Genomic DNA, 23,235 nt, shown 5'->3' with positions numbered 1-23,235 from the left:
TTGTTGTGGGAAAACGCGGGCCAGCGCCTGGGCGGGCGCGGGCTTCCGGGTCAGACGTAGCTGGCCGCCAGGCCGCCATCCACCGGCAGGTTGGCGCCGTTGATCCAGCGTGAGGCGTCGCTGCAGAGGAAGGCGATCACCGCGGCCACCTCGTCGGCCAACGCTGGGCGCAGCATGCGCTGGCTGTCGCGGGCGACGCGCTCTTCACCGAGCATGCTGACGAAGTCGCCGAGGATGGGGGTGAACACCGGACCCGGCGCCACGCAATTCAGGCGCACGCCGAATTCGCGGAGCCAGGTCTGGGATTGCACGAAACTCCAGACGATGAGCGCCTCCTTGAAGTACTGGTAGCAGGTGGCCTGCGCCACCGGATGGGCTTCCAGCCAGGCCTGGGCCGCGGCGAAGTCGGATATTTGCGCCAATTCGCGGTGCAGCTCCAGACGCTGCGGCCATTCCGCACCGAGGATGGAGGCGACGTTGACGATGGCGCCGCCCTGCCCCAGCCGCCCGACCAGTTGCTGGCTGAGCAGGCGCAGGCCGAGATAGTTGACCCGCGCCACGGTTGCCGCCGGCGCCGTGCCCGGTACCCCGGCGATGTTGCACAGGCCATGCACACGTTCCGGCAGGCGGCTGACCAGGGTGGCGATGCTGTCCGGATCGCCCAGGTCGGCCTGGTGGAAGGCATCCAGGCTGAGCTGGGGTTGGTTGCGGTCGACGCCGATCACCGTGGCGCCTTGAAAGCGTGCCAGCCGCGCCAGTTCGGCACCGATACCGGAAGCTACGCCTGTGATCACCAGGGTCTTGCCATTCAGGATCATGGGACTTTCCTCTTGTTGTTATTGGTAGTGAAAGCTGAGCTAGAAGGGATAGCATGGCGGCTCGTTATGCTCGGTCACCCACTGCCACTGGCTGTAGTCGTCCCAGTTGCACAGGCCGCCGACGCTGCCGCCGTTGCCGGACTGGCCACGACCGCCGAAAGGGTTGACCACCTCGTCGTTCACCGTCTGGTCGTTGAGGTGCAGCATCCCGCAGTCCAGCCGCGCACCCAGGGCGCGGGCGCGGGCCAGGGAGCCGGAGAGCACGCCCGCCGCCAGGCCGTAGGGAGTGCGATTGGCCAGCTCGACGGCCTCGTCCTCGTCGGCGAAGGTGACCACGCTGGCCACCGGCCCGAAGACTTCCTCGTCGAAGGCGCGCATGCCGGGGCGGACGCCGCTGAGCACGGTCGGCGCATAGAACAGCCCTTCGTGACGACCGCCCTGCTCCAGGCGAGCCCCTGCGGCCAGGCTGTCCGCGACGATGCCCTGGACGCGCTGCAATTGCTGGGCGTTGATCAGCGGGCCGAGCTGGGTGGTGGGTTCCAGCGGATCGCCCAGACGCAGGGCAGCGGCGCGGGCCACCAGGCGCTCGGTGAAGGCGGCGGCAAGGCGCTGGTGCACCAGGATCAGCCCGGTGGCCATGCAGATCTGGCCCTGGTGCAGGAAACTGCCCCAGGCGGCGCAGCCGACGGCGCGGTCGAGATCGGCATCGTCCAGCACGATCAGCGGATTCTTGCCCCCTAGCTCCAGGGCCACCTTCTTCAAATGACGCCCGGCGGTTTCGGCCACCTGGCGGCCGGCCTGGGTCGAGCCGGTGAAGGCGATCATCCGCACCTGGGGATGGGCGCAGAGCGCCGCACCGGCGTCGGCGCGACCTGGCAGTACCTGCAGCACACCCTTGGGTAGCCCGACCGCCTCGAACAACCGGGCGATCAGGATGCCGCCGCTCACCGGCGTCTGGTGATCCGGCTTGAGCACCACGGCATTGCCGCAGGCCAGCGCTGGCGCCACGGAGCGTAGCGAGAGGATCAGCGGGAAATTGAAGGGCGAGATCACCCCCACCACGCCGTGAGGTAGCCGGCGGGCATAGGACAGGGCACCGCGCTCGCTGGGCAGGACCACGCCATGGGGTTGCAACAACTGGCCGGCGACCTGCTGCAGGATGACCCCGGCCTCACGCAATTCCAGCTCGGCCTTGGGCAGAATGCCGCCGGTTTCCCGGGCGATCAGCGGTGCCAGCTCGGCACGATTCAGCTCGAGGTGCGCGGCGGCGGCCAGGAACAACGCGGCCCTTTGCCGAGCCGTCCAGCCGGCCCAGGCCGGTTGCGCCCGGGCCGCCTTGCCGCAGGCCTGGTCGATGTCGGCGGCGTTGGCGAGGCCCGTACGATGCAGGGGTCTACCGCTGGCGGGTTCGCTGACCTCCAGGGTACCGCCTTGGGGGGTGATCCAGTCGCCATCGAAAATCCGCTCGCGCCAGGACGCACCGTCCAGGAACGACGTGAGGTGTTCGCTCATAGCCTTCTCCTTGTTGTTATCGGCCCGCGGTGGGCCCAAGGAGTGGAGCAAAGGCTGTGCCCAACACCGGGCTGGAGGAAAAAGGCCAATGCCATCAAGCGCTTGCTGCCGTGAGCAGGCAACCGAGCCAGGCCAGAGCGGCGAAAGCCTTGCTCAAACCATAAAGTTATGAGGTATAACCATCTTCTCGATTGCGCATTTGCGCAGTTCTCCCGAGAGGTCGTGCCATGACCCTGTCCGAACGTCTGTCCCTCAGCGATCTGCAACAGGCCGCACCCGGCTTCCAGCGTGGCGACAGCGCGGCCTGGAACGACAGTGCCAGCCCGACCCAGGCGGAGCTGGCGGAGTGCCTGTTCTTCTCCCCAGGCGATGGGCGCATCTGGCTCAACGACCAGCGCATGCTGCTGATGCATGCCTCCTCCTTCGGTGCGCTACGCCGCGAGCTGATCGGCGCCCTGGGTCAGGAACGGGCCCGTGGCCTGCTGACCCGGGTCGGCTATCTCTCCGGGGTGCGCGATGCCGAGCTGGTGCGTCGGCGCTGGCCGAACGCCGACGCGGCGGCCATCTTCGCCGCCGGGACCCGGCTGCATGGCCTGGAAGGCCTGGTGCGGGTCGAGCCGCTGCATTTCGAATTCGACATCGAGCAGGGTCGCTACGGCGGCGAATTCCTCTGGCATCACTCGGCCGAATGCGACGAGCACCAGATCGCCCATGGCCAGGGCAGCGACCCGGCCTGCTGGATGGAAACCGGCTACGCCATCGGCTACGTCAGCAGCCTGTTCGGCCGCCTGGTGATCTTTCGCGAAGTGGAATGCCGGGCCATGGGTCATGCCGTCTGCCGGGTGGAAGGCCGCAATGCCGAACGCTGGCCCGACGTGGCAGAAGACCTGCGCTTTCTCAACGCCGCCGGCGCCGACATGCCCGACACCACCGCGGAGCGGTTGCCCGCCCTGCTGCCCCTGGCCGCCGCCGACCAGCCGCTGGTGGGCGCCTCGGCCGCCTTCAACACGGCCTTTCGCGCCCTGCAGCGGGTGGCCCCCACGCCAGCCACGGTCCTGCTCACCGGCGAATCCGGCGTGGGCAAGGAACTGTTCGCCAGCCACCTGCACCGTCTGAGCCGGCGCGCGGATGGTCCCTTCGTCGCCCTCAACTGCGCGGCCATCCCCGAGAATCTCATCGAGGCCGAGTTGTTCGGCGTGGAGCGCGGCGCCTTCACCGGTGCCAATCAATCCCGCGCCGGACGCTTCGAGCGGGCTCAGGGCGGTACGCTTTTTCTCGACGAGATCGCCTGTCTGAGCCTGCCTGGTCAGGGCAAGTTGCTGCGTGCCCTGCAGGAGCGTGAGATCGAGCGGGTCGGTGGCAGCCGCACCCTCCAGGTGGACGTACGGGTGATCGCCGCCACCAACCTGGACCTGCGCGAGGCGGTGCGCCGCGGCGACTTCCGCGAAGACCTCTTCTATAGACTCAACGTCTATCCCATCGGCATCCCGCCGCTACGGGATCGGCGCGATGACGTGCCGCTGCTGGTGGATCTGTTCCTGCGCCGCTTCTGCGCCGCCTACGAACGGCCACCGGTAGGCCTGACCATGCGCGCCCTCAAGGCGCTGCTGCGCTACGACTTTCCCGGCAACGTGCGGGAATTGCAGAACCTGGTGGAGCGCGGCGTGATCGCCAGCGATCCCGGAGAGCTGATCGACCTGCCGCATCTGTTTCGCGGTGAACCCCTGCCGGACGATCTCGCCGCACCCGCGCCCACGGCGGATTGGCTGACGCGCCTGGGCGTGGACGCAGACCGTCCGCTGCACCTGGGCCAGCTCGAAGCCGAGTTGCTCGACGAAGCCCTGGCACTCAGCCGTGGCAACGTGGCCGCCGCGGCGCGCTTGCTGGGCCTGAGTCGCGCCCAGTTCGCCTATCGCCATCAGCGCGCGAGGCGGCACGGAGCGCGGGAACTGGATTAGAATGATGCAGTTGTCTCCTCCCTTCGCCACCACCGACGGAAGCCCTTCCCGCCGATGAGTTCGCCCAACGACGCCGTGCCCCGCGACAATGCCACCCCCTGGCTGGATACCGCCGTAGGCTATGCCCTGCGCCGCGCCCAGATGAAGATGTTCCAGCACCTGGTGGATAGCCTCGCCAGCTACGACCTGCGCCCCGCCCAGTTCACCGCCCTGGTGATCCTGGAACAGGAGCCGGGCCTGATGCAGGCCGACCTGGCCCGGCGCCTGGCCATCGAGCCACCGCAACTGGTCCTGCTGCTGAACAAGCTGGAACGCCAGGGCCTGGCCGAGCGCGTACGTGGCACCCAGGACCGTCGCGCCTATGCCCTGCACCTCACCGACCAGGGTCGCGCTCTGGTGGGCGAACTCAAGGAGCGCGCCGCTGCCAGCGACCGCGCCGCCAGCGCCTCGCTGGACGATGCCGAACGCGCCGAACTGTTGCGCCTGTTGCGCAAGCTCAATGGGGATCTGGGTTAAGGCGCCAAGCACCTGCCTGGCTGCCCCCGCTCTCCTTGGGAGAGGGCTGGGGTAAGGGAAGCCAGCAGCCCAAGCTCCTTGGGCTTCGCCACGCTCAGCCGCCCCCTACACCCTAGGCGACCCTATCCCGCTCGCGGATAATGCCTCTCCAACGCCCGCTCAGGAGACATCCAGGTTGAACACCCCTCGTCCGCGCCCGGAAGTTGCCGGCGTCGCCTCCGCCGACCGCGTCCTGACCGTGCTCACCGCCTTTCGCATCGGCGATTCGGCGCTGAGCCTCGCCGAGCTGACCACCCGCACCGGGCTGATCAAGAGCACCATCATGCGTCTGCTGGTCTCGCTGGAGACCTTCGGCCTGGTCACCCGTCTCGCCGACGGTCGCTACATGCTGGCCAGCGAAGTGGTACGGCTTAACGCCATCTACCAGGACGCCCACGACGTGGAGCGCCACATCATGCCGCGCCTGCATCAGCTGACCGAGGAAAGCGGCGAGACCGCCTCCTTCTATGTGCGGCACGGTGCCTATCGCCTCTGCCAGTACCGGGTGAATTCGCCCCATAGCCTACGGCTGCACCTGCAACCCGGCGACATGCGCCCCATGGACGAAGCGGCCAGTGCCCAGGCCCTGCAGACGCCCTATGGGGTGGCCAAGGCCGGTCTGACGCCCTTCTACTCCTGCGGCGCCACCGATCCCCATGCCGCGTCCCTGGCCCTGCCGATCTATGGCGCCCAGGAAGAGCTGCTTGGCGCCCTGGTCATCTCCGGTCCGGCCAACCGCCTCACCCAGGAACGCGCCCGCGCCCTGCACAGCATACTGAGCGCCGTCGCCGACGAGCTGACCCGCAGCCTGGGCGGCAAGCCGCTCTACGGCCCGACCGTCAAAAGTCGTACAGACTGACCGGGTTGTCGCGCAGGATGGCGGTGCGCGCCCGTTCATCGGGTGCCCAGTCGGCCAGTAGGTCGAAGAGATGCCCGTCGTCCGGCTTGTTGCCAGTCGCCACCGTGGGGTGTGGCCAGTCGCTGCCCCACAGCAGCCGCTCCGGATGGCGGCGCACCAGCTCGCGGGCGACCGCGCCCACATCAGCGTAATCAGGCGGACCACTGCGCGACCTAATGTAGGGCCCCGACAGCTTGACCCAGGTACGGCCACCGTCCAGCAGCCGTCCCAGCACGGCGAAGGCCGGCGACTGCACGCCTTCAGGCTGGGGCACATGGCCGAGGTGATCGATCACCAACCGTGCCGGCAGCCGTTGCAGGCGACTCTCGAGTTCCAGCAGCTGATTGCCCGGCGCGACCACCTGGACATTCCAGCCCAGCTCGTCGACCCGTGCCGCCAGGGGCTCCAGATCGGCCAGGTCGGCGCCGCCGTAGCTGAGGTTGAAGCGGATGCCGCGCACCCCGGCCTTGTGCAGGTCCTGCAACTCGGTATCGGTGATGCTTCGGTCGATCACCGCCACGCCCCTTGCCTGGCCACCGCTGCGCGCCAGGCCGTCGAGCAGGCAACCATTGTCGGTGCCATAGGTAGACGGCGTGACGATGACCATCCGCTGCAGCCCCAGCAGGGCCTGCAATTGGTGATAGTCGTCCAGGGAGGCATTGGGCGGTAGCAGCTTGGCGCCCGGCGCTGCCGGGTAGCGGTCGTCATAGAGATGCATGTGGCAGTCGACGCTGCCGGCCGGCGGCTTGAGCCGAGGTGCCGTCTGGATACTGGAAAAGGGGGCGGCGGCCTGGGCGCCCAGGGCATTGAACAGGCACAGGGCGGCACCCGCTTGGGCGCTCGCTTGCAGGAAGCGCCGACGATTGAAGGTCATGCTGGAATCCTCGGGAGGCTGCCGGCCCAGGCGGGCCGGCAGTGATCGCCACTAGCCGGCGTTGGTCGCGACGGTCTGGGCTTCGGCCTTGGCGCGCGCCGCGGCTTTACGCCCCATCACCAGCACCAGCAGGCCGCTGATGGCGCACAGGGTGGCCAGCGGCAGGACGGCCAGGGCATGGCTGTGGGTGGCGCCGTGGATGGCGCCATAGACGTTGACCATCACCCCGCCGCCGATGAGGTTGGCCAGGGCGCCGATGGCGGCCAGACCCGCCGCCGCGGTGGAGGACGACAGCCAGCCCGAGGCCAGTGCCCAGAACGGCCCCTTCATCGAATAGGCCCCGATCAGTACCAGACTCAGCAGGATCACCGTGGCCGCCAGCGACGAGGTGAACATGCCCGCCAGCAGGCCCACGGCGATCAACAGCATGGTGAGCGAGGTGTGCCAGCGACGCTCGCCGGTGCGATCCGAACTCCTGCCCCAGAGCACCATCGCCACCGAGGCCAGGCCATAGGGAATGGCATTGGTCAGGCCGACCTCCAGGTTGGACAGGCCAAAGGACTTGAGCAGTTGCGGTGCCCAGACGCTCATGGTGGTACCGGCCGCAGAGGCGCCGGAATAGATCAGCGCCATCACCCAGATGTCCTTGTGCTTGAGCAGCTGCCACAGGGAGATATGGCCGATGCTGGTCTTGCGATTGCGCTCCTCGGCCAGCTTGAGGGTCAGCCAGCTGCGCTGCTCGTCGCTCAGCCATTTGGCCTGCTCCGGGCGGTCGGTGAGCACGAACAGGCAGGCGATGCCCAGCAGTACGGCGGGGATGCCTTCCAGGATGAACAGCCAGTGCCAGCCACGCATGCCCAGCCAGCCATCCAGACTCAGCAGCAGGCCGGAGAGTGGCGAGCCGAGGAAGTTGGCGCCGGGAATCGCCACCATGAAGAGCGCGACCATGCGCGCCCGGTAGTTGGACGGCAGCCAGTAGGTGAGATACAGCAGCACCCCGGGAAAGAAACCGGCTTCCGCGGCGCCCAGCAGGAAGCGCATCACGTACAGCGAATTGGCGCCCTGGACGAAGGCGGTGCCGGCCGAGATCAGCCCCCAGGTGATCATGATCCGGGCGATCCAGAGGCGCGCGCCGAAGCGCTGCAGCGCCAGGTTGCTCGGCACCTCCACCAGGAAATAGGAAAAGAAGAACAGGCTGCTGGCGAAGCCGAAGATCGCCGGCGTCAGGCCGAGATCCTGGTTCATCTGCAGCGAGGCCATGCCGATGTTGCCGCGGTCGATGATGGCGATCAGGTAGCAGACGATCAGGAACGGCAGGAGGCGCCAGGCGACGCGGCGCATGGTCGCGCGTTCCAGTTCGCTGACCGGGGACGTGGGGGTAGTCATGAGAGTTCTCCGTCTTATTGTTGTGGAGAAAGACGGGCAGCCTGGCTGGCGGCTGCCCCGTCGCAGCAGGCGCTAGGCAGCCGTTAGGTGGCGGTTGACCACCGCGCGTGATTCCACCGTCCTGCCCTGCCAGCAATCGAGCACCTGCTGCACCGCCACCAGCCCGACCCGGTCGCGGGCCTCGGTGGTGTTGGCGCCCACGTGTGGCGTGGCCACCAGATTGGTGAGGCCCCAGAGGGCGCTGTCGGCCGGCGGTGGCTCGGGATGGAAGGTGTCCAGGCCGGCCCCGCCGATCTGGCCGTCGCGCAGCGCTGCGACCAGCGCCTGGGTGTCGATCAACTCGCCGCGGGCGGTATTGATCAGCAGGCTGCCGGGACGCATCCGGGCGAATTGGGTGGCGCCGAACAGGTGGCGGTTGGCCTCGGTCAGGGGGCAATGCAGGCTGATGACGTCGCACTCGGCCAACAGGTTGTCGAAGCTCTCCTCTCGGCGCACGTGGTCACGCACGGGCAGGGTCTGGAGATAGGGATCATAGACCCGGACCTGCATTCGCAGCGGCGCCACCAGATCCATCAGCACACTGCCGATGGCGCCCAGGCCCACCAGGCCGAGGGTCTTGCCGAACAACTCGGTGCCGTTGGACTGGGCCTTGTCCCAGTGCCCGGCGTGCATCCGCGCGTTCAGCCAGGGGGTCTGCCGCGCCACGCTGAACATCAGGGCGAAGGCATGCTCGGCCACCGACTGGGCATTGGCGCCCAGCGCGATGGTGACCGGAATCCCGCGGTCGGCGGCGGCCTGCAGATCGATGGTGTCGTAGCCCACGCCGTGCTTGGCGATGATCGCCAGCTTGGCTGACGCCTCGATCATGGGCCGGGTCAGCTTGCCCTGGCGGACAATGATGGCATCCGGCTGCTCCTGGCGGATCAGAGCGAGCAGGTCGTCATGGGGCATGTAGGGCGCGGTCGGGATGACCTGGACGTCATGGGCGGCGGCCAGGGCCATGGCTTCGGGAGCCAGTGCTGGACCGGTGAGCAGGATCTTGCGGGTCATCGGAGTACCCCTTGTTGTTATGGACGGGCACAGCGCCTAAGGCGAGCGATCTGTCTCAGAACCTACCATAATGAAACGTCATTGCAAATTTTATCTTGAAGCCTGCAAAAAGGCCTGATCGAAGGACTTGAATCCTTAAAAACGAAATGCAATTCTGAAATTAGCCAGCTAACACCTGGCGGCATCCGACAATTCCCACAAGAGAAATGCCCATGACCATCGGCTTCAGAGTGCTCAATGCCCAACGCAAGGTCGCGGCCGACTGGGTCGCGCGCTACCGCGACATCCCGGTCGCCAACGTCAGCGACTCCATGCACCGCATGACCGCCGGCGGCTCGCGCCTGAGACCCATGCACCGCCAGGGCCTGCTCGCCGGCCCCGCCCTGACCGTCAAGGCGCGTCCAGGCGACAACCTGATGCTGCACTACGCCCTGGACATCGCCGAGCCGGGCGACGTCGTCGTGGTGGACGCTGGCGGCGACCTGACCAATGCCCTCATCGGCGAAATGATGGTGGCCTACGCGGTCAAGCGCGGCGTCGCCGGCATCGTCATCAACGGCGCCATCCGCGATGCGGCCAACATCGGCGCAGGCGACTTCCCGCTGTTCGCCGCCGGCATCTCCCACCGCGGTCCCTACAAGGACGGCCCGGGCGAGATCAATGTGCCCATCGCCATCGATGGCATGGTCATCGAGCCGGGCGATCTGATCATCGGCGATGACGATGGCCTACTTTGCGTGCCCTACGATCAGGTCGCCGAGGTATACGACCGCGCCACCGCCAAGCACGCTGCCGAAGAGAAACAGATGCGGCAGATCGCCGAAGGCACCAACGACCGCAGCTGGGTCCTGGAATCGCTCAAGAAGAAGGGCTGCGCCCTGCCTTGCCCGTGAAGGGGGTCTGTAGTTGAGCAGGGAGAAGAGTGGCGCCAGGCGTGAGGGATAGTGGCAGCGACCCGAGGCAGCGTCGGTTTGACTTCGCTGCGCTCAACCGCAACCTACGAATCCAGGCCCTACGCCCAGCGCGGGCCCAAGCGCCCCTCTCCCTCTGGGAGAGGGTTGGGGTGAGGGAAACCCCAGGGCCCCGAACTACGCCCGAATCAACAGCGGCGCCGTGCCCCCGTAACAGGCCGCGACCCGTTCCGCCCGATGGGTCAGGACGCTGCGCTGGTTGAGCGAGCCCTTGTCGGTGATCTCGCCACGGTCGGCGGACGGCGGTTCTTCCTGCAGGGCGATCCACTCCAGGCGACTGGCGTTGCCCGAGGCATCCTTATTGAGACGCTTGAGCCAATCGGCGAACCACTGTTGTACCGGGGCGCTGGCCAGCACCGTGGCAACGTCGGCCGTGTCGTCCAGCCCGGCCAGTTGCCGGCAGTCCGCCAGGCGCGGGAAGACCAGCAGCCCCAGACACTCGCGATCCGGCGCCGCCACCACCACGTCCTGCACCAGCGGCGTACCCTCCAGCACCGCACGGTTGCGTAAGGGACCGACGCTGACGAACACCCCGGACGACAGCTTGAAGTCCTCGGCGATGCGGCCGTCGAACATCAGGCCCAGTTGCGGATTGGCTGGATCGACCAGCTTGAGCGCATCGCCCGAGCAGTAGAAACCCTCTTCGTCGAAGCAGGCGGCGGTCTGTACCGGATCGCGCCAGTAGCCAGGCATGATGTGCGGACCGCGGAAGCGCCCTTCCAGCTTGCCATCCACCGGCACCAGCTTGAGTTCGCACCCCGGCGCCGGTACCCCGACGTAGCCGGCCACCGACAGCGGACCGGTGGTGAAGGTGCAACTGGGCGAGGCCTCGGTCATGCCCAGGCCGGCCATCATGCGGATGCGTTCGCCGCAGTGGGCCTCGGCGATACGATCCAGGCGATCCCAGACGCTTTGCGACAGCCCTGCCGCGGCAAAGAAGAACAGCCGCATGCGGGCGAAGAAGCGCTCGCGCAATTCGGCGTCGCGCTCCAGGGCATTGGCCAGCTCTTCCCAGCCACGCGGCACCGTCAGGTAAGCGGTGGGCGACACCTCGCGCAGGTTGCGCAGGGTCTCGCCGAAGCCCTGGGGCGTCGGCTTGCCTTCGTCCAGATAGAAGGTGCCGCCGTTGTAGAGCACGATCCCCAGGTTGTGGCTGCCGCCGAAGGTGTGGTTCCAGGGCAACCAGTCCACCAGCACCGGCGGTTCTTCGCCGAACACCGGGAAGGTCTGCAGCAGCATCTGCTGGTTGGCGCAGAGCATGCGCTGGGTGGTGGTCACCGCCTTGGGCAGCTTGGTGGAGCCGGAGGTGAAGAGAAACTTGGCGATGCTGTCCGGCCCGGTGGCGGCGAAAGCCCGGTCGGCCGCCGCCTCGTCGCCGCGACCGAGCAACGACTCGAAGGCCAGGGTGCTGCGCCCCTGTACGCGACCGCGGGTCGCGATCACCGGCACCTCAGGCGGCAGTACCGCGTCCAGCGCCTTCTGGAAGGCCGGGCCGTCGCTGACGAACACCAGTCCTGGCTGCAACAGGCCACAAACATGGCGCAACTTGGCGTGATCTTGGGACAGCAGCGCGTAGCCCGGCGACACCGGGCAGAAGGGAATGCCGGCATAGAGCGCCGCCATGGCCAGTTGCAGGTGCTCGGGATCGTTACCGGAGAGGATCGCCAAGGGGCGCTCGGCCGATAGCCCGAATTCCAGCAGCGCAGCCGCCAGTCGGCGCACCCGCTGCAACATCTCGGCGTAAGAGAACTCCCACCAGGCACCGCCCGCCTCCCGGGCGGCGAAAAAGGTGCGCGTCGGCGCCAGCTCGGCCCAATGCAACAGCCGATCCAGCAGCCGCGGCGGCGGCGGAATCAGGGTTTCCTGGGAGGCCATATAGAGCAGACCACCCCGCTCTTCGACCGTGACGCCGGGCTGCCCCAGGGCCACCGGGCGATAGCGCAGCGGCCGATCCGCGGGCGCGCGGGTTTGCGTGACGTGGCTCACCTTGAATTCTCCTCTGGGCTGGCGCCCGCAGGCGCCTCTTATTGTTGTAGCGGCAGGAGCTAGGAAAAGCGGACGCTGATCAGATCGGGTAGTGGCGCGGCCCCGTCTGCAGCGTCACCCAGCGCAACTGGGTGAAGTGCTCGATGGAGGCGCGCGAGCCGAAGCTGCCGTAGCCGCTGGACTTGACCCCACCGAAGGGCATCTGAGCCTCGTCGTGCACCGTGGGGCCGTTGATGTGGCAGATGCCACTCTCCACTCGCTGGGCCAGCGCCAGGGCGCGGGCGGTGTCGCGACTGAAGATGGCGGACGAAAGCCCGAATTCGGAATCGTTGGCCAGGCGCAGCAGGGCTTCGTCGCCCTCGGCGCGGATCACCACCGCCACCGGTCCGAAGGACTCCTCGGCATAGAGCTTCATCTCTGCGGTGACGCCATCCAGCAGGGTCGGCTGCAGGATGCTGCCGTCAAGCCCGCCACCGCAGACCAGCCGAGCACCCTTGCCCACGGCATCGTCGATCAGCGCCTTGATGCGGGTGCCAGCGCTGGCATCGATCAGCGAGCCCAGCACCGAATCGGGCGCGCTGGGATCACCGGCCTTGAGGGTGCGTACCTTGGCCGCCAGGCGCTCGACGAAGGCGTCGGCGATGCGGCTGTCCACCAGCAGGCGCTCGGTGGACATGCAGATCTGTCCCTGGTTGAAGTAGGCACCGAAGGCGGCCGCCGCCACGGCGGCGTCCAGATCGGCGTCTTCCAGCACCAGCAACGGTGCCTTGCCGCCCAGCTCCAGCACGGCGGGCTTGAGATGGCGCGCCGACAGCTCGCCGACGATGCGCCCGACGCGGGTAGAGCCAGTGAAGTTGACCCGCCGCACTGCCGGGTTGGCAATCAGTCGCTCGACGATGGCCGGGGCATCCTCCGGGGCGTTGGTGACGACATTGACCACACCGTCACCCAGACCGGCGTCCTGCAGCACCTGACCGATCAGCCGATGCACGCCAGGACTTTGCTCGGACGCCTTGAGTACCACGGTGTTGCCGCAGGCCATGGGCATGGCCAGGGCGCGAGTACCCAGGATCACCGGCGCATTCCAGGGCGCAATGCCCAGCACCACGCCACAGGGCTGGCGCAGCGCCATGGCGAAGCTGCCGGGGACGTCGGAAGGTATGACCTCGCCCTGGATCTGGGTGGTCATGGCCGCCGCCTCGCGCAGCATGTTGGCGGCCAGGTGGACGTTGAAGCCGTACCAGTTGGCCATGGCGCCAGTCTCCCCGGCCAGGGCGACGAATTCGCCACTGCGCGCGGCCAGGCCATCGGCCGCCGCCAGCAAGCGGCGACGGCGCTCACCGGGCGGCAGCGCCGCCCAGGCGGGATAGGCGGCCTGGGCCGCGGCCACCGCGGCATCGGCATCATCCAGGGTGGCAGCGGCCACCGTGGAGACCACTTCGCCGGTCACCGGATGGCAACGTTGATAGCTGCGACCGTCGCCGGCCGGGCGGCTGGCGCCGCCGATGAGCAGGGATACCTCGACCATGACGCTACCTCTTCTTGTCTTTATCGGTACTACAAGGGTATTGCCAGAGATTCAGCGCTTGTAGGTCTGCAGACCCGGCTTGATGCTCTTGTCGTCGAGGAATTGCTTCATGCCCTGCTCGCGACCGCCTTCCGGATCCTGCAGGCGGGACTGGTCGAGCTTGGCGTAGAGGTAGTCCTCGTTCTGCTCCCAGGTGAGTTCGCGGCAGCGCTTGAAGCCGACCTTGGCGGCGCGCAGCACCACCGGGTTCTTCTGCAGCAGCTCCTGGGCCAGGGCGGTGGTCACCTCGCGCAACTGGGCGCGCGGCACGCTCTGGTTGACCAGGCCCATGGCCGCGGCCTCGGGACCACTGAAGGTCTTGCCGGTCATCACATAGTAGAGGGCGGTGCGGTGGCCCACGGTATCGGCCAGGGCCTTGCTCACCAGGTTACCCGGCGGGATGCCCCAGTTGATCTCGGACAGGCCGAAGGTGGCCTCGTCGGCGGTGATGGCCAGGTCGCAGGCCACCAGCGGGCTGAAGCCACCGCCGAAGCACCAGCCGTTGACCATGGCGATGGTCGGCTTGGCGTACATGCGCAACAGCTTCCACTGCCACTGGGAGGCCTCGCGGCGGATCTTCTCTTGCAGGATCTCGGGGCCGGCATCGGTCTCGCGGAAGTATTCCTTGAGGTCCATGCCCGCGGTCCAAGCATCGCCGGCACCGGTCAGCACCAGCACGCCCGCGCTGGCGTCCTGTTCCAGGGTCTCCAGCACCTCGACCATCTCGCGGTTGAGGGTGGGACTCATGGCATTGCGTTTCTCGGGGCGATTGAGTGTCACCCAGGCGATACCGTCCTCGATGTCCACCTTGACTGTCTGCCAGCGTCCGTCGTAGCTGCCCATGGCGTGTGCCTCTTGTTGTTTGTGGGGTATGGAGGAGAAGCTACGCCGAGCATTTAGTTATGTCAATTAACTATTTGTCCAGCTTGAACGATCTCGATGAACGATGGGGACGATCCGGCAGACAGGATCCAATGGCAGAGGAGACGACAACGCCATTCGTCCTGATAGACGCCTTGTCCGCAGAATCACATTGACAGGAATGATTAACCCTCATAACCATTGGATCCAATAGACAACAACAAGAGGTCCCGATCATGTACCCGAAGAACGCCTGGTACGTCGCCTGTACCCCCGACGAAGTCCAAGACAAGCCCCTAGGTCGCCAGATCTGCGGCGAACCCCTGGTCTTCTATCGTGACGCCAACGGCCAGGTGGTGGCCCTGGAAGACTTCTGCCCGCACCGTGGTGCGCCGCTATCCCTGGGCTTCGTTCGCGAGGGCACCCTGGTCTGTGGCTACCACGGCCTGGAGATGGGCTGCGGTGGCAAGACCTTGGGCATGCCCGGCCAGCGCGTCGGCGTCTTTCCCGCGGTGCGCCCCTACGCCGCCGTGGAGCGCCACGGCTTCGTCTGGGTCTGGCCGGGCGACCAGGCCAAGGCCGATCCAGCACTGATCCCGTATCTGGAATGGGCCGAAAGCCCCGACTGGGCCTATGGCGGCGGCCTGTACCATATCCAGTGCGACTACCGGCTGATGATCGACAACCTCATGGACCTCACCCACGAGACCTACGTCCACGCCTCCAGCATCGGCCAGAAGGAGATCGACGAGGCGCCGCCGGCCACCCGCGTCGAGGGCGACGAGGTCATCACCAGCCGGCACATGGAAAACATCTCCGCCCCGCCCTTCTGGCGTATGGCCCTGCGCGGCAACGGCTTGGCCGACGACGTGCCGGTGGATCGCTGGCAGATCTGCCGCTTCACCCCACCGAGCCACGTGATGATCGAGGTAGGCGTGGCCCATGCCGGCCATGGCGGCTACCACGCCCCGGCGGCGGTCAAGGCCGCCAGCGTGGTGGTGGACTTCATCACCCCCGAGACCGAGACCTCCATCTGGTACTTCTGGGGCATGGCGCGCAACTTCAAGCCGGAGGATGCCGAACTCACCGCCAACATCCGCGAGGGTCAGGGCAAGATCTTCAGCGAAGACCTGGAGATGCTCGAACGCCAGCAGCAGAACCTGTTGCGCTATCCCGAGCGCGGCCTGCTCAAGCTCAACATCGATGCCGGTGGCGTGCAATCGCGGCAGATCATCGACCGCCTGCTGGCCGCCGAACAGGCCGCCACCGGCATCCCGGTCCGGCAGATCGCCTAGGAGATACGCCATGCTCGATCTGATCGTCACCGCCGTGCAGCGCGAAGCACCCGCCATCCTGGCCTTCGACCTGGCTCGCGCCGATGGCGGCCCCCTCCCCGGCTTCACGGCCGGCGCCCACCTGGAAGTCACCCTGGGCGATGGCCTGATCCGTCATTACTCCCTGTGCGCCACGCCCGAAGCCGCCCCAACCCGCTATCGCATCGCAGTGCTGCTGGTTCCCGACTCCCGTGGCGGCTCCCAGGCCATGCATCGGCTGCAGCTCGGTGACCACCTACAGGTGAGCGAGCCGCGCAATCTCTTCGCCCTGGTGCCGAGCGCGCGTCGTACCCAGCTGTTGGCCGGCGGCATCGGCATCACCCCGCTCCTGGCCATGGCCGAGCAGCTCCACCAACAAGGCGCCCATTTCCAGCTGCGCTACCTGGTGCGGGATCGCGACCATGCGGCCTTCATTCCCTGGCTCAAGGCACGGCCCTATGCCGACCGGGTCAAGGTCCACTTCGACCAGCAGGATCCGGCGCTAAGGCCCAACTTCCAGCACCTGCTCGGCCCAGCGGCGCCGGATGACCACCTCTATGTCTGCGGCCCGGCCGGCTTCATGGCCGCGGTGGTGGACGCCGCCCAGGCCCAGGGCTGGCAACCCGGACAAATCCATCGCGAATTCTTCGCCGCCGATCCCGCCGCCCAGGGTGAGCAGCGGCCCTTCGAGGTGGAGCTGGCGCGCAGCGGCCGCCGGGTGCAGGTACCGGCCGAACGCAGCGTGGTCGAGGTTTTGGCGGACCTGGGCGTCGTCCTGCCGGTGTCCTGCGGCCAGGGCCTCTGTGGCACCTGCCTGACCCCGGTGCTGGCCGGCGAGCCCGAACACCGCGATCTCTTTCTCTCGGCAACCGAGCACGCCGCCAACGACCGCTTCACCCCCTGCTGCTCCCGCGCCAAGGGCGAGCGCCTGGTGCTTGACCTTTGACCCCCCGAACCCACCCTACCACCCCCTCTCCCTCAGGGAGAGGGCCGGGGTGAGGGGCCCTACTACACCAATACCTTCATCTCCCCAGCCTCCCCCTCTTCCCCGCCAAACCACCGCGCATAGCCCAAGGTCGCCTGGGCATGCTCGCGCATGATGCCCTCGGCACGGGCACCCTGGCCGCGCACCAGGGCATCGAATAGCGCATGGTGCTGCAGATGGGCGAAATTGAAGCGGCGGTATTCGCGCTCGAGATTCTGCGCATCTACCGCCAGGGCGCTCACCGAGGCGAAGGGCAGATGCTCGTGGCGTCCCAAGGCCACGGCGATGGCCGGATTGCCACTGGCCGCGACGATGGCCTGGTGGAAGCCGCGATTGAGATCGTGGTACTCCTCCAGATCCTCAAGCACCACGTGTCCCTTGGCGAACAGCCGGTCACCCCGGCGCAGACAGTCTTCCAGCACCGCACGAGTTTCAGCATCCAGGCCCCGCTCAGCCGCCTGGCGCGCGGCCAAGCCTTCCAGCACACCGCGCACCTCCACCGCCCCCTCCAAATCCGCACTCGTCAGCGCGCGTACCTGGTAGCCGCGGGCACCGCTGCTTTCCAGCAAGCCCTCCTGGGCCAAGGTACGGAGCGCTAGGCGCACCGGCATGCGCGACACGGCGAAGCGCTCGGCGGTGGGGATCTCCGCCAGGCGCTCGCCCGCCGCCAGTTCGCCGGACAGGATCATCTGCCGCAGCGCGGCCAGTACGCGCTGTCCCGGTTTGCTCATGGCTGGGCCTCTCCTTCTTTGATCTCGGCCAGCAGCCACTGGCGAAAGGCCTGTAGCGACGGCAGCCCCTCGTTGCGCGGCGGATAGACCAGGTAATAGCTACGCCGACTGACTAGGGGCGTACCGCAGGCCACCAGCTCGCCCTGGGCCAGTTCATCCTCCACCAGCACCCGCGGCACCAGGCCAATACCGATGCCGGCACGCACCGCCTGGATCAGGTGCGAAGTCAGCTCGAAACTTGGCCCCGGCCGCATCGCCCGGTGCGGCAACTCATGATGGACGAACCATTCGCCCCAGGCCTGGGGATTGTTGGCCACGCCGAGCAACAGTTGCCCGGCCAGGGTGGCAGGTGTCGCGTCCGGCAACTCGGCCAGGGTGGCCGGACTGGCGATCACGACCAGTTGCTCGGCCTGCAGCGGATGGGCGCGGAGCCCCGGCCAGTCGCCACTGCCGACACTGATGGCGGCATCGATCTCGCTGGCGGCGAAGTCCACCGCCTGGATGCGCGAATGCAGGTGCACCAGCATGCCGGGGTGGGCGGCATAGAAGCTGCCCAGACGCGGCAGCAGCCACTTGGAACCGAAGGTCGGCAGCACCGCCAGGCGCAGGGTGCCCTGGCCGGAGGCGAAGGCCATGGCCTGCAGGGTGGCGCTGCGGATCTGCCCCAGGGCCAGGCCCAATTCGCGGCTGTAGGCGCGGCCCACGTCGGTGAGCACGATCTGCCGGCCCTCGCGACGGAACAGCGTCAGCCCCAGCAACTGTTCGAGCGCCTGCACCTGGCGGCCCACGGCGCTCTGGGTCAGCGACAACTCCTCCGCCGCCCGGGTGTAGCTCTCATGGCGCGCCGCCGCCTCGAAGGCCAGCAGCAGCGACATGGACGGCGTCAGCCGACGGTGATTCATTCAGGTTCTTCCGGCATAGGCGGCGGAATCTTCGGTTGTGGCCCCGCCGCACTCTGGTGAGAATGCCTACTATAGCCAGAAAAGGTCGACGCCATTCCTTCGCTGGGTGAAGGAAACAGCCGTCTACCGCCAGAGAGCCTGCCTGATGAACATGATCGCCCGCCTGCCGGCCCCGGCGCCCCTCGCCGCCGCCTACACCGACTTCCTCACCGCCCTCGCCGCCAGTGGCTTCCAGGGCGAGATCGCGCCGGATTACGCCAATCGCACGGTCATGGCCACCGACAACTCCATCTACCAGCGCCTGCCCCAGGCGGCGGTCTTTCCCAAGGACAGCGCCGACGTCCAGCGTCTGGCTCAACTGATGGGCGAGTCGCGCTTCCAGGGCGTGGTCCTGACCCCGCGCGGCGGCGGCACCGGTACCAACGGCCAGTCGCTCACCGACGGCATCGTGGTCGATCTCTCCCGTCACCTGAACCAGATCCTCGAGATCAATGCCGAGCAGGGCTGGGTGCGGGTCCAGGCTGGGGTCGTGAAGGACCAGCTCAACGCGGCGCTCAGGCCCCATGGGCTGTTCTTCGCGCCGGAACTGTCCACCTCCAACCGCGCCACCATCGGCGGGATGATCAATACCGACGCCAGCGGCCAGGGCAGCGTGACCTACGGCAAGACCCGCAACCATGTGCTGGAGCTGGACGCCTACCTGATCGGCGGCGAACGCCTGGAGAGCCGCCCGGTGGACGGCGCCGAGCTGGACGCCCTCTGCGCCCGGCAGGATCGCACGGGCGCCGTCTATCGCTGCGCGCGGGACATCGCCGAAAACCAGGCCGAGCTGATCGAGGCGCGTTTTCCCAAGCTCAACCGCTGCCTGACCGGCTATGACCTGGCGCACCTGATCGAGCCCGATGGCTGCTTCAACCTCAACAGTGTGCTCTGCGGCGCCGAGGGCTCCCTGGCCTTCATCGCCGAGGCCAAGCTCAACGTCCTGCCGATTCCCAAGTATTCGGTGCTGGTCAACGTCCGCTATGGCAGCTTCATGGACGCCCTGCGCGACGCCCGCGCCCTGATCGAATTGAAGCCGCTGTCCATCGAGACAGTGGACTCCAAGGTCCTGCTGCTGGCCATGCAGGACATCGTCTGGCACAGCGTGGCGGAATATTTTCCCGAGGACGTCGAACGCCCCACCCTGGGCATCAACCTGGTGGAATTCAGCGGCGACGATCCCGAGGCCGTGGACGCCCGTGTCCAGGGCTTCCTCGACCACCTGCGCCAGGATGCCACCGTGGCACGCCTGGGCCATACCCTGGCCGTGGGCCGCAGCGCCGTGACCCGCGTCTACGCCATGCGCAAGCGCGCCGTGGGCCTGCTCGGCAACGTCCAGGGCGAGATCCGTCCGCAGCCCTTCGTCGAGGACACCGCGGTGCCGCCGGAACGCCTGGCCGATTTCATCGCCGAATTCCGCGCCCTGCTCGATGGCCACAACCTGCAATACGGCATGTTCGGCCATGTCGACGCCGGGGTGCTGCACGTGCGCCCGGCCCTGGACCTCAAGGACCCGCGCCAGGCGGCGCTGGTGCGTCCGATCTCCGACCAGGTGGCCGAACTGACCCAGAAATACGGCGGCCTGCTCTGGGGCGAACACGGCAAGGGCGTGCGCTCGGAATATGCGCCGGCCTTCTTCGGCGACCTCTACCCCGCCCTGCAGGCACTCAAGGGCGCCTTCGATCCGCACAACCAACTCAACCCCGGCAAGATCGCCACCCCACTCGCCAGCGGCGCCGAACTGCTGAAGATCGATGGCGTGACCTTGAGAGGCGAACTGGACCGCACCCTCGACGAGCGCGTCTGGCAGAGCTACGGCACCGCCATGCACTGCAACGGCAACGGCGCCTGCTACAACTACGATCCCGACGACGCCATGTGCCCCTCGTGGAAGGCCACCCGCCAGCGCATCCACTCGCCCAAGGGCCGGGCCTCGCTGATCCGCGAATGGCTGCGGCTGCAGGGCCAGGCCGGTATCGATGTCCTGGCGCCGGCACCCCGAGGCGCGCTGAATTGGCTCAAGGCCCTGCCCCAGCGCTGGCGCAATGGTCGCCAGGCCGAGGCGGACTTCTCCCATGAGGTCTACGACGCCATGGCCGGTTGCCTGGCCTGCAAGTCCTGCGCGGGGCAGTGCCCGATCAAGGTCAACGTGCCGGAATTCCGCTCGCGCTTCCTCGAGCTCTACCACAGACGCTACCTGCGCCCACTGCGCGACTACCTGATCGGCTCCCTGGAATTCAGCCTGCCGCTGTTCGCCCGCGCCCCGGGGCTCTACAACGCCGTCATGGGTGCAACGCCGATCCAGCGGCTGTTCGCCGAGCGCATCGGCATGGTCGACAGCCCTCTGCTCAGTCGCTTCGACCTGGTGCCGGTCATGCATCAATGGCAGGTGCAGATCGCCACGCCCGAGCGGCTGCTGGCCTTGAGCGATGAAGAACGCGCCAACACCGTGGTGGTGGTACAGGATGCCTTCACCCGCTACTTCGAGACGCCGCTCACCGCGGCCTTCCTGGAGCTTGCCGCTCGCCTCGGCCAGCGGGTGTTCCTCGCCCCCTATCGCGCCAACGGCAAGCCGCTGCAGGTGCAGGGCTTCCTCGGCGCCTTCGAGCGCACCGCGCGGCGCAATGCGGCCCAGCTCGCCAGCCTGGCCGGCTTCGGCGTCAAGCTGGTCGGCCTAGATCCGGCCATGACCCTGGTCTATCGCCAGGAATACCCCAAGGTCCCCGGTATCGCCCGGATGCCCGAGGTGCTGCTGCCCCAGGAGTGGCTGCTGCAGGTGCTACCGAAAGAGCAGAAGGTAGTCGGCGACAAGGTCTATCGCCTGCTCGGCCACTGCACCGAGAAGACCAACGCCCCGGCCAGCGTCAGCCAGTGGCAGCAGGTATTCGAGCGCCTGGGCCTGGGCCTCAAGCCGGAAAGCACCGGCTGCTGCGGCATGTCCGGCACCTACGGCCACGAGGCGCGCAACCTGGCCACTTCCAAGACCATCTACGACCAGTCCTGGGCCCGCGCCGTGGCGGCCCCAGCGGAACAGGGTGAAGCCCTGGCCACCGGCTATTCCTGCCGCAGCCAGGTCAAACGCCTCGACGACCGTCGTCTACGTCATCCGCTGGAAGCGGTGCTGGATGCGGTGAGGGGTCTAGCAGGATAGTTCTTCATCGCGGCCATGGGCCGCTCCTACAGAGGTATCCGTACCTGTAGGAGCGGCCCATGGCCGCGATCAGAGCCCGATCATGGGAGCGGCCGCATCGGCGGACCGCCATGGCCGCGATCATGGCCCAGCGCGCAGGGTGGAAAACCGCGCAGCGTTTTCCAAGCGCAGTTGCCCCAGACCAAGACGCAAACACCCTCGCCCCAAGCAATCTATATAAAGAAGGAAAAATCCAAGAAAGCCCGACCAGAAAAATCGCGCCCAAACGAAAAAGCGGCCACTAGGGCCGCTTCTCGATGGTTGCTGGCGTTCAGGACCAGACAACCTTTGAATGGCGCAGCGGACGGGACTCGAACCCGCGACCCCCGGCGTGACAGGCCGGTATTCTAACCGACTGAACTACCGCTGCGCATTACCTCGAGTGGTGGGTGATGACGGGATCGAACCGCCGACCCTCTGCTTGTAAGGCAGATGCTCTCCCAGCTGAGCTAATCACCCGTTTGCTCTCGAAGTGGGGCGCATTCTACGGAGGGGCCTCCCACCTGGCAACCCCTTTTTGAAAAAAAATTTCCCAGCACTTCCAAAGGCTTAGCGCTGCTCCCAAGGCAGCGGAGAAAGTACGCATTCCCGACCACCATCGCTGATCCGGGGTTGGCCTCCAGGGCGAGCGACGCGGATAATGCGCGCTTCGTTTTTGGGAGTGACACCATGTGGTTCCGTAATCTGCTCGTCTACCGTCTCACCCAGGAAGTCGCCTTCGAGACCGAAGCCCTCGAAGCCGCCCTCGCCGCCAAGCCCGCCCGCCCCTGCGCCAGCCAGGAGCTGTCCACCTATGGATTCGTCGCCCCCTTCGGCAAGGGCCCGGACCTGCCGCTGGTGCACGAAAGCCAGGGCTTCTTCCTGATCGCCGCGCGCAAGGAAGAACGCATCCTGCCCAGCAGCGTGGTCAAGGAGGCCGTGCAGGAGAAGGTCGACGAGATCGAAAACCAGCAGATGCGCAAGGTCTACAAGAAGGAGAAGGAGCAGATCAAGGACGAGATCGTCCAGGCCTTCCTGCCGCGCGCCTTCATCCGCCGCCAGACCACCTATGCCGCCATCGATCCCAAGCAGGGCTGGATTCTGGTGGACGCCTCCAGCGCCAAGCGCGCCGAGGACCTGCTCTCCACCCTGCGCGATGCCCTGGGCTCGCTGCCGGTACGTCCACTGGGCGTGAAGCAGGCCCCCATGGCCACCTTCACCGACTGGGTCAAGGCCGGTGACGCCACCCACGGCCTGTTCATCCTCGATGAGTGCGAGTTGCGCGATGCCGGTGAAGACGGCGGCGTGGTCCGTTGCAAGGGCCAGGACCTCACCAGCGAAGAAATCCAGAATCACCTGGGCGCCGGCAAACTGGTCACCAAGCTGGCGCTGGCCTGGCAGGACAAGCTGGCCCTGCTGCTGGACGACAAGGTCACCATCAAGCGCCTCAAGTTCGAGGACCTCCTGCAGGACCAGGCCGAGCAGGACGGTGGCGAAGACGCCCTCGGCCAGCAGGACGCCAGCTTCGTGCTGATGATGATGACCCTGGCGGAATTCCTGCCACAGCTGATCGAGGCGCTCGGCGGCGAAGAATTACCGCAAGGATTGTAAGATCGACCAAGGCCGGCACAGACCGGCCTTTTTTCTGCCTCTTATAAAA

The 23,235-nt window shown here is 67.1% G+C and carries 18 protein-coding genes and 2 tRNA genes; 8 read left to right on the top strand and 12 right to left on the bottom strand.

Annotated features, from left to right (window positions below; all coding sequences use genetic code 11):
- Positions 1 to 50 precede the first annotated feature (50 nt).
- Together QZ471_RS12665 and QZ471_RS12660 are read right to left on the bottom strand one after the other, a co-directional pair.
- Complete coding sequence (locus tag QZ471_RS12665) at positions 51 to 818, bottom strand: coniferyl-alcohol dehydrogenase (RefSeq protein WP_295464195.1); 768 nt, start codon at positions 816 to 818, stop codon at positions 51 to 53.
- A 39-nt stretch (positions 819 to 857) separates the two neighbouring features.
- Positions 858 to 2,330 (bottom strand): benzaldehyde dehydrogenase, encoded by a 1,473-nt coding sequence (locus QZ471_RS12660; RefSeq protein WP_295464193.1) that lies wholly within the window; start codon positions 2,328 to 2,330, stop codon positions 858 to 860.
- Positions 2,331 to 2,557: 227 nt separating this feature from the next.
- Here QZ471_RS12660 and QZ471_RS12655 point away from each other — a divergent pair, with 227 nt between their 5' ends.
- The 3 genes from QZ471_RS12655 (at position 2,558) to QZ471_RS12645 (ending at position 5,702) form a co-directional block, all read left to right on the top strand.
- The gene (locus tag QZ471_RS12655) at positions 2,558 to 4,288 is read left to right on the top strand and encodes a sigma-54-dependent Fis family transcriptional regulator (protein ID WP_295464191.1); all 1,731 of its coding nucleotides are present in this window, start codon (positions 2,558 to 2,560) and stop codon (positions 4,286 to 4,288) included.
- 54 nt (positions 4,289 to 4,342) lie between these two features.
- Positions 4,343 to 4,804, top strand: coding sequence for a MarR family transcriptional regulator (locus QZ471_RS12650; protein ID WP_295464188.1), 462 nt, complete (start codon positions 4,343 to 4,345; stop codon positions 4,802 to 4,804).
- Between the two features lie 175 nt (positions 4,805 to 4,979).
- Positions 4,980 to 5,702 (top strand): helix-turn-helix domain-containing protein, encoded by a 723-nt coding sequence (locus tag QZ471_RS12645; protein ID WP_295464186.1) that lies wholly within the window; start codon positions 4,980 to 4,982, stop codon positions 5,700 to 5,702.
- Here QZ471_RS12645 and QZ471_RS12640 read toward each other — a convergent pair.
- From QZ471_RS12640 to QZ471_RS12630, 3 genes are all read right to left on the bottom strand, one after another.
- Positions 5,683 to 6,615, bottom strand: a complete 933-nt coding sequence (locus QZ471_RS12640) for an amidohydrolase family protein (protein WP_295464184.1) — start codon at positions 6,613 to 6,615, stop codon at positions 5,683 to 5,685. The two genes, QZ471_RS12645 and QZ471_RS12640, sit on opposite strands and share 20 nt — an antisense overlap.
- 51 nt (positions 6,616 to 6,666) lie before the next feature.
- Entirely contained in the window at positions 6,667 to 8,001 is a 1,335-nt protein-coding gene (locus QZ471_RS12635; protein ID WP_295464182.1) for an MFS transporter, read from the bottom strand.
- A 72-nt stretch (positions 8,002 to 8,073) separates the two neighbouring features.
- Positions 8,074 to 9,051 (bottom strand): hydroxyacid dehydrogenase, encoded by a 978-nt coding sequence (locus tag QZ471_RS12630; protein ID WP_295464180.1) that lies wholly within the window; start codon positions 9,049 to 9,051, stop codon positions 8,074 to 8,076.
- 212 nt (positions 9,052 to 9,263) lie between these two features.
- Here QZ471_RS12630 and QZ471_RS12625 point away from each other — a divergent pair, with 212 nt between their 5' ends.
- Positions 9,264 to 9,944 carry an RraA family protein gene (locus tag QZ471_RS12625; RefSeq protein ID WP_295464178.1) on the top strand — a complete coding sequence of 227 codons (681 nt, stop codon included), beginning with the start codon at positions 9,264 to 9,266 and terminating at the stop codon, positions 9,942 to 9,944.
- Between the two features lie 195 nt (positions 9,945 to 10,139).
- On the opposite strand, the gene QZ471_RS12620 is transcribed toward QZ471_RS12625, so the two are convergent.
- From QZ471_RS12620 to QZ471_RS12610, 3 genes are all read right to left on the bottom strand, one after another.
- A complete protein-coding gene (locus QZ471_RS12620) occupies positions 10,140 to 12,008 on the bottom strand; it encodes a feruloyl-CoA synthase (RefSeq protein WP_295464176.1) in 1,869 nt (622 codons plus the stop codon).
- 79 nt (positions 12,009 to 12,087) lie between these two features.
- A complete protein-coding gene (locus tag QZ471_RS12615) occupies positions 12,088 to 13,536 on the bottom strand; it encodes an aldehyde dehydrogenase (RefSeq protein ID WP_295464173.1) in 1,449 nt (482 codons plus the stop codon).
- Between the two features lie 51 nt (positions 13,537 to 13,587).
- Positions 13,588 to 14,418: a p-hydroxycinnamoyl CoA hydratase/lyase gene (locus tag QZ471_RS12610; RefSeq protein ID WP_058764786.1), complete on the bottom strand. Its 831-nt coding sequence runs from the start codon at positions 14,416 to 14,418 to the stop codon at positions 13,588 to 13,590.
- A gap of 254 nt (positions 14,419 to 14,672) precedes the next feature.
- On the opposite strand from QZ471_RS12610, the gene QZ471_RS12605 reads away from it, so the two are divergent.
- Together QZ471_RS12605 and QZ471_RS12600 are read left to right on the top strand one after the other, a co-directional pair.
- Positions 14,673 to 15,731 (top strand): aromatic ring-hydroxylating dioxygenase subunit alpha, encoded by a 1,059-nt coding sequence (locus QZ471_RS12605; protein WP_295464169.1) that lies wholly within the window; start codon positions 14,673 to 14,675, stop codon positions 15,729 to 15,731.
- 10 nt (positions 15,732 to 15,741) lie between these two features.
- Positions 15,742 to 16,695 (top strand): PDR/VanB family oxidoreductase, encoded by a 954-nt coding sequence (locus tag QZ471_RS12600; protein ID WP_295464167.1) that lies wholly within the window; start codon positions 15,742 to 15,744, stop codon positions 16,693 to 16,695.
- Between the two features lie 62 nt (positions 16,696 to 16,757).
- Here QZ471_RS12600 and QZ471_RS12595 read toward each other — a convergent pair whose 3' ends face one another.
- Together QZ471_RS12595 and QZ471_RS12590 are read right to left on the bottom strand one after the other, a co-directional pair.
- Positions 16,758 to 17,465, bottom strand: a complete 708-nt coding sequence (locus tag QZ471_RS12595; RefSeq protein WP_295464165.1) for a GntR family transcriptional regulator — start codon at positions 17,463 to 17,465, stop codon at positions 16,758 to 16,760.
- The gene (locus QZ471_RS12590) at positions 17,462 to 18,367 is read right to left on the bottom strand and encodes a LysR substrate-binding domain-containing protein (protein WP_295464163.1); all 906 of its coding nucleotides are present in this window, start codon (positions 18,365 to 18,367) and stop codon (positions 17,462 to 17,464) included. Before QZ471_RS12590 ends, QZ471_RS12595 begins: the two co-directional genes overlap by 4 nt.
- 151 nt (positions 18,368 to 18,518) lie before the next feature.
- Here QZ471_RS12590 and QZ471_RS12585 point away from each other — a divergent pair, with 151 nt between their 5' ends.
- Positions 18,519 to 21,557, top strand: a complete 3,039-nt coding sequence (locus QZ471_RS12585) for an FAD-binding and (Fe-S)-binding domain-containing protein (protein WP_295464702.1) — start codon at positions 18,519 to 18,521, stop codon at positions 21,555 to 21,557.
- A gap of 332 nt (positions 21,558 to 21,889) precedes the next feature.
- Here the strand turns inward: QZ471_RS12585 and QZ471_RS12580 are convergent.
- Positions 21,890 to 21,966: transfer RNA gene (locus QZ471_RS12580), tRNA-Asp, on the bottom strand.
- A gap of 13 nt (positions 21,967 to 21,979) precedes the next feature.
- A tRNA-Val gene (locus QZ471_RS12575) sits at positions 21,980 to 22,055 on the bottom strand.
- 210 nt (positions 22,056 to 22,265) lie between these two features.
- Between QZ471_RS12575 and rdgC the strand changes: the two genes are divergently transcribed.
- On the top strand, positions 22,266 to 23,186 hold the full coding sequence (gene rdgC / locus QZ471_RS12570; protein ID WP_145005529.1) for a recombination-associated protein RdgC: 921 nt from the start codon (positions 22,266 to 22,268) through the stop codon (positions 23,184 to 23,186).
- Positions 23,187 to 23,235 lie beyond the last annotated feature (49 nt).

The sequence above is a fragment of the uncultured Pseudomonas sp. genome (genome assembly GCF_913774235.1).
Taxonomy (GTDB): Bacteria; Pseudomonadota; Gammaproteobacteria; order Pseudomonadales; family Pseudomonadaceae; genus Chryseomonas.
This window is presented reverse-complemented; position numbering and strand designations above follow the sequence as displayed.

What these genes read in the sequence shown, in the direction of transcription:
- QZ471_RS12630 (WP_295464180.1), bottom strand. Translation starts at nt 9,051, where the DNA reads ATGACCCGCAAGATCCTGCTCACCGGTCCAGCACTGGCTCCCGAAGCC.
- QZ471_RS12610 (WP_058764786.1), bottom strand. Translation starts at nt 14,418, where the DNA reads ATGGGCAGCTACGACGGACGCTGGCAGACAGTCAAGGTGGACATCGAG.
- QZ471_RS12590 (WP_295464163.1), bottom strand. Translation starts at nt 18,367, where the DNA reads ATGAATCACCGTCGGCTGACGCCGTCCATGTCGCTGCTGCTGGCCTTC.
- QZ471_RS12615 (WP_295464173.1), bottom strand. Translation starts at nt 13,536, where the DNA reads ATGGTCGAGGTATCCCTGCTCATCGGCGGCGCCAGCCGCCCGGCCGGC.
- QZ471_RS12665 (WP_295464195.1), bottom strand. Translation starts at nt 818, where the DNA reads ATGATCCTGAATGGCAAGACCCTGGTGATCACAGGCGTAGCTTCCGGT.
- QZ471_RS12650 (WP_295464188.1), top strand. Translation starts at nt 4,343, where the DNA reads ATGAGTTCGCCCAACGACGCCGTGCCCCGCGACAATGCCACCCCCTGG.
- QZ471_RS12660 (WP_295464193.1), bottom strand. Translation starts at nt 2,330, where the DNA reads ATGAGCGAACACCTCACGTCGTTCCTGGACGGTGCGTCCTGGCGCGAG.
- QZ471_RS12595 (WP_295464165.1), bottom strand. Translation starts at nt 17,465, where the DNA reads ATGAGCAAACCGGGACAGCGCGTACTGGCCGCGCTGCGGCAGATGATC.
- QZ471_RS12640 (WP_295464184.1), bottom strand. Translation starts at nt 6,615, where the DNA reads ATGACCTTCAATCGTCGGCGCTTCCTGCAAGCGAGCGCCCAAGCGGGT.
- rdgC (WP_145005529.1), top strand. Translation starts at nt 22,266, where the DNA reads ATGTGGTTCCGTAATCTGCTCGTCTACCGTCTCACCCAGGAAGTCGCC.
- QZ471_RS12600 (WP_295464167.1), top strand. Translation starts at nt 15,742, where the DNA reads ATGCTCGATCTGATCGTCACCGCCGTGCAGCGCGAAGCACCCGCCATC.
- QZ471_RS12625 (WP_295464178.1), top strand. Translation starts at nt 9,264, where the DNA reads ATGACCATCGGCTTCAGAGTGCTCAATGCCCAACGCAAGGTCGCGGCC.
- QZ471_RS12655 (WP_295464191.1), top strand. Translation starts at nt 2,558, where the DNA reads ATGACCCTGTCCGAACGTCTGTCCCTCAGCGATCTGCAACAGGCCGCA.
- QZ471_RS12585 (WP_295464702.1), top strand. Translation starts at nt 18,519, where the DNA reads ATGATCGCCCGCCTGCCGGCCCCGGCGCCCCTCGCCGCCGCCTACACC.
- QZ471_RS12635 (WP_295464182.1), bottom strand. Translation starts at nt 8,001, where the DNA reads ATGACTACCCCCACGTCCCCGGTCAGCGAACTGGAACGCGCGACCATG.
- QZ471_RS12605 (WP_295464169.1), top strand. Translation starts at nt 14,673, where the DNA reads ATGTACCCGAAGAACGCCTGGTACGTCGCCTGTACCCCCGACGAAGTC.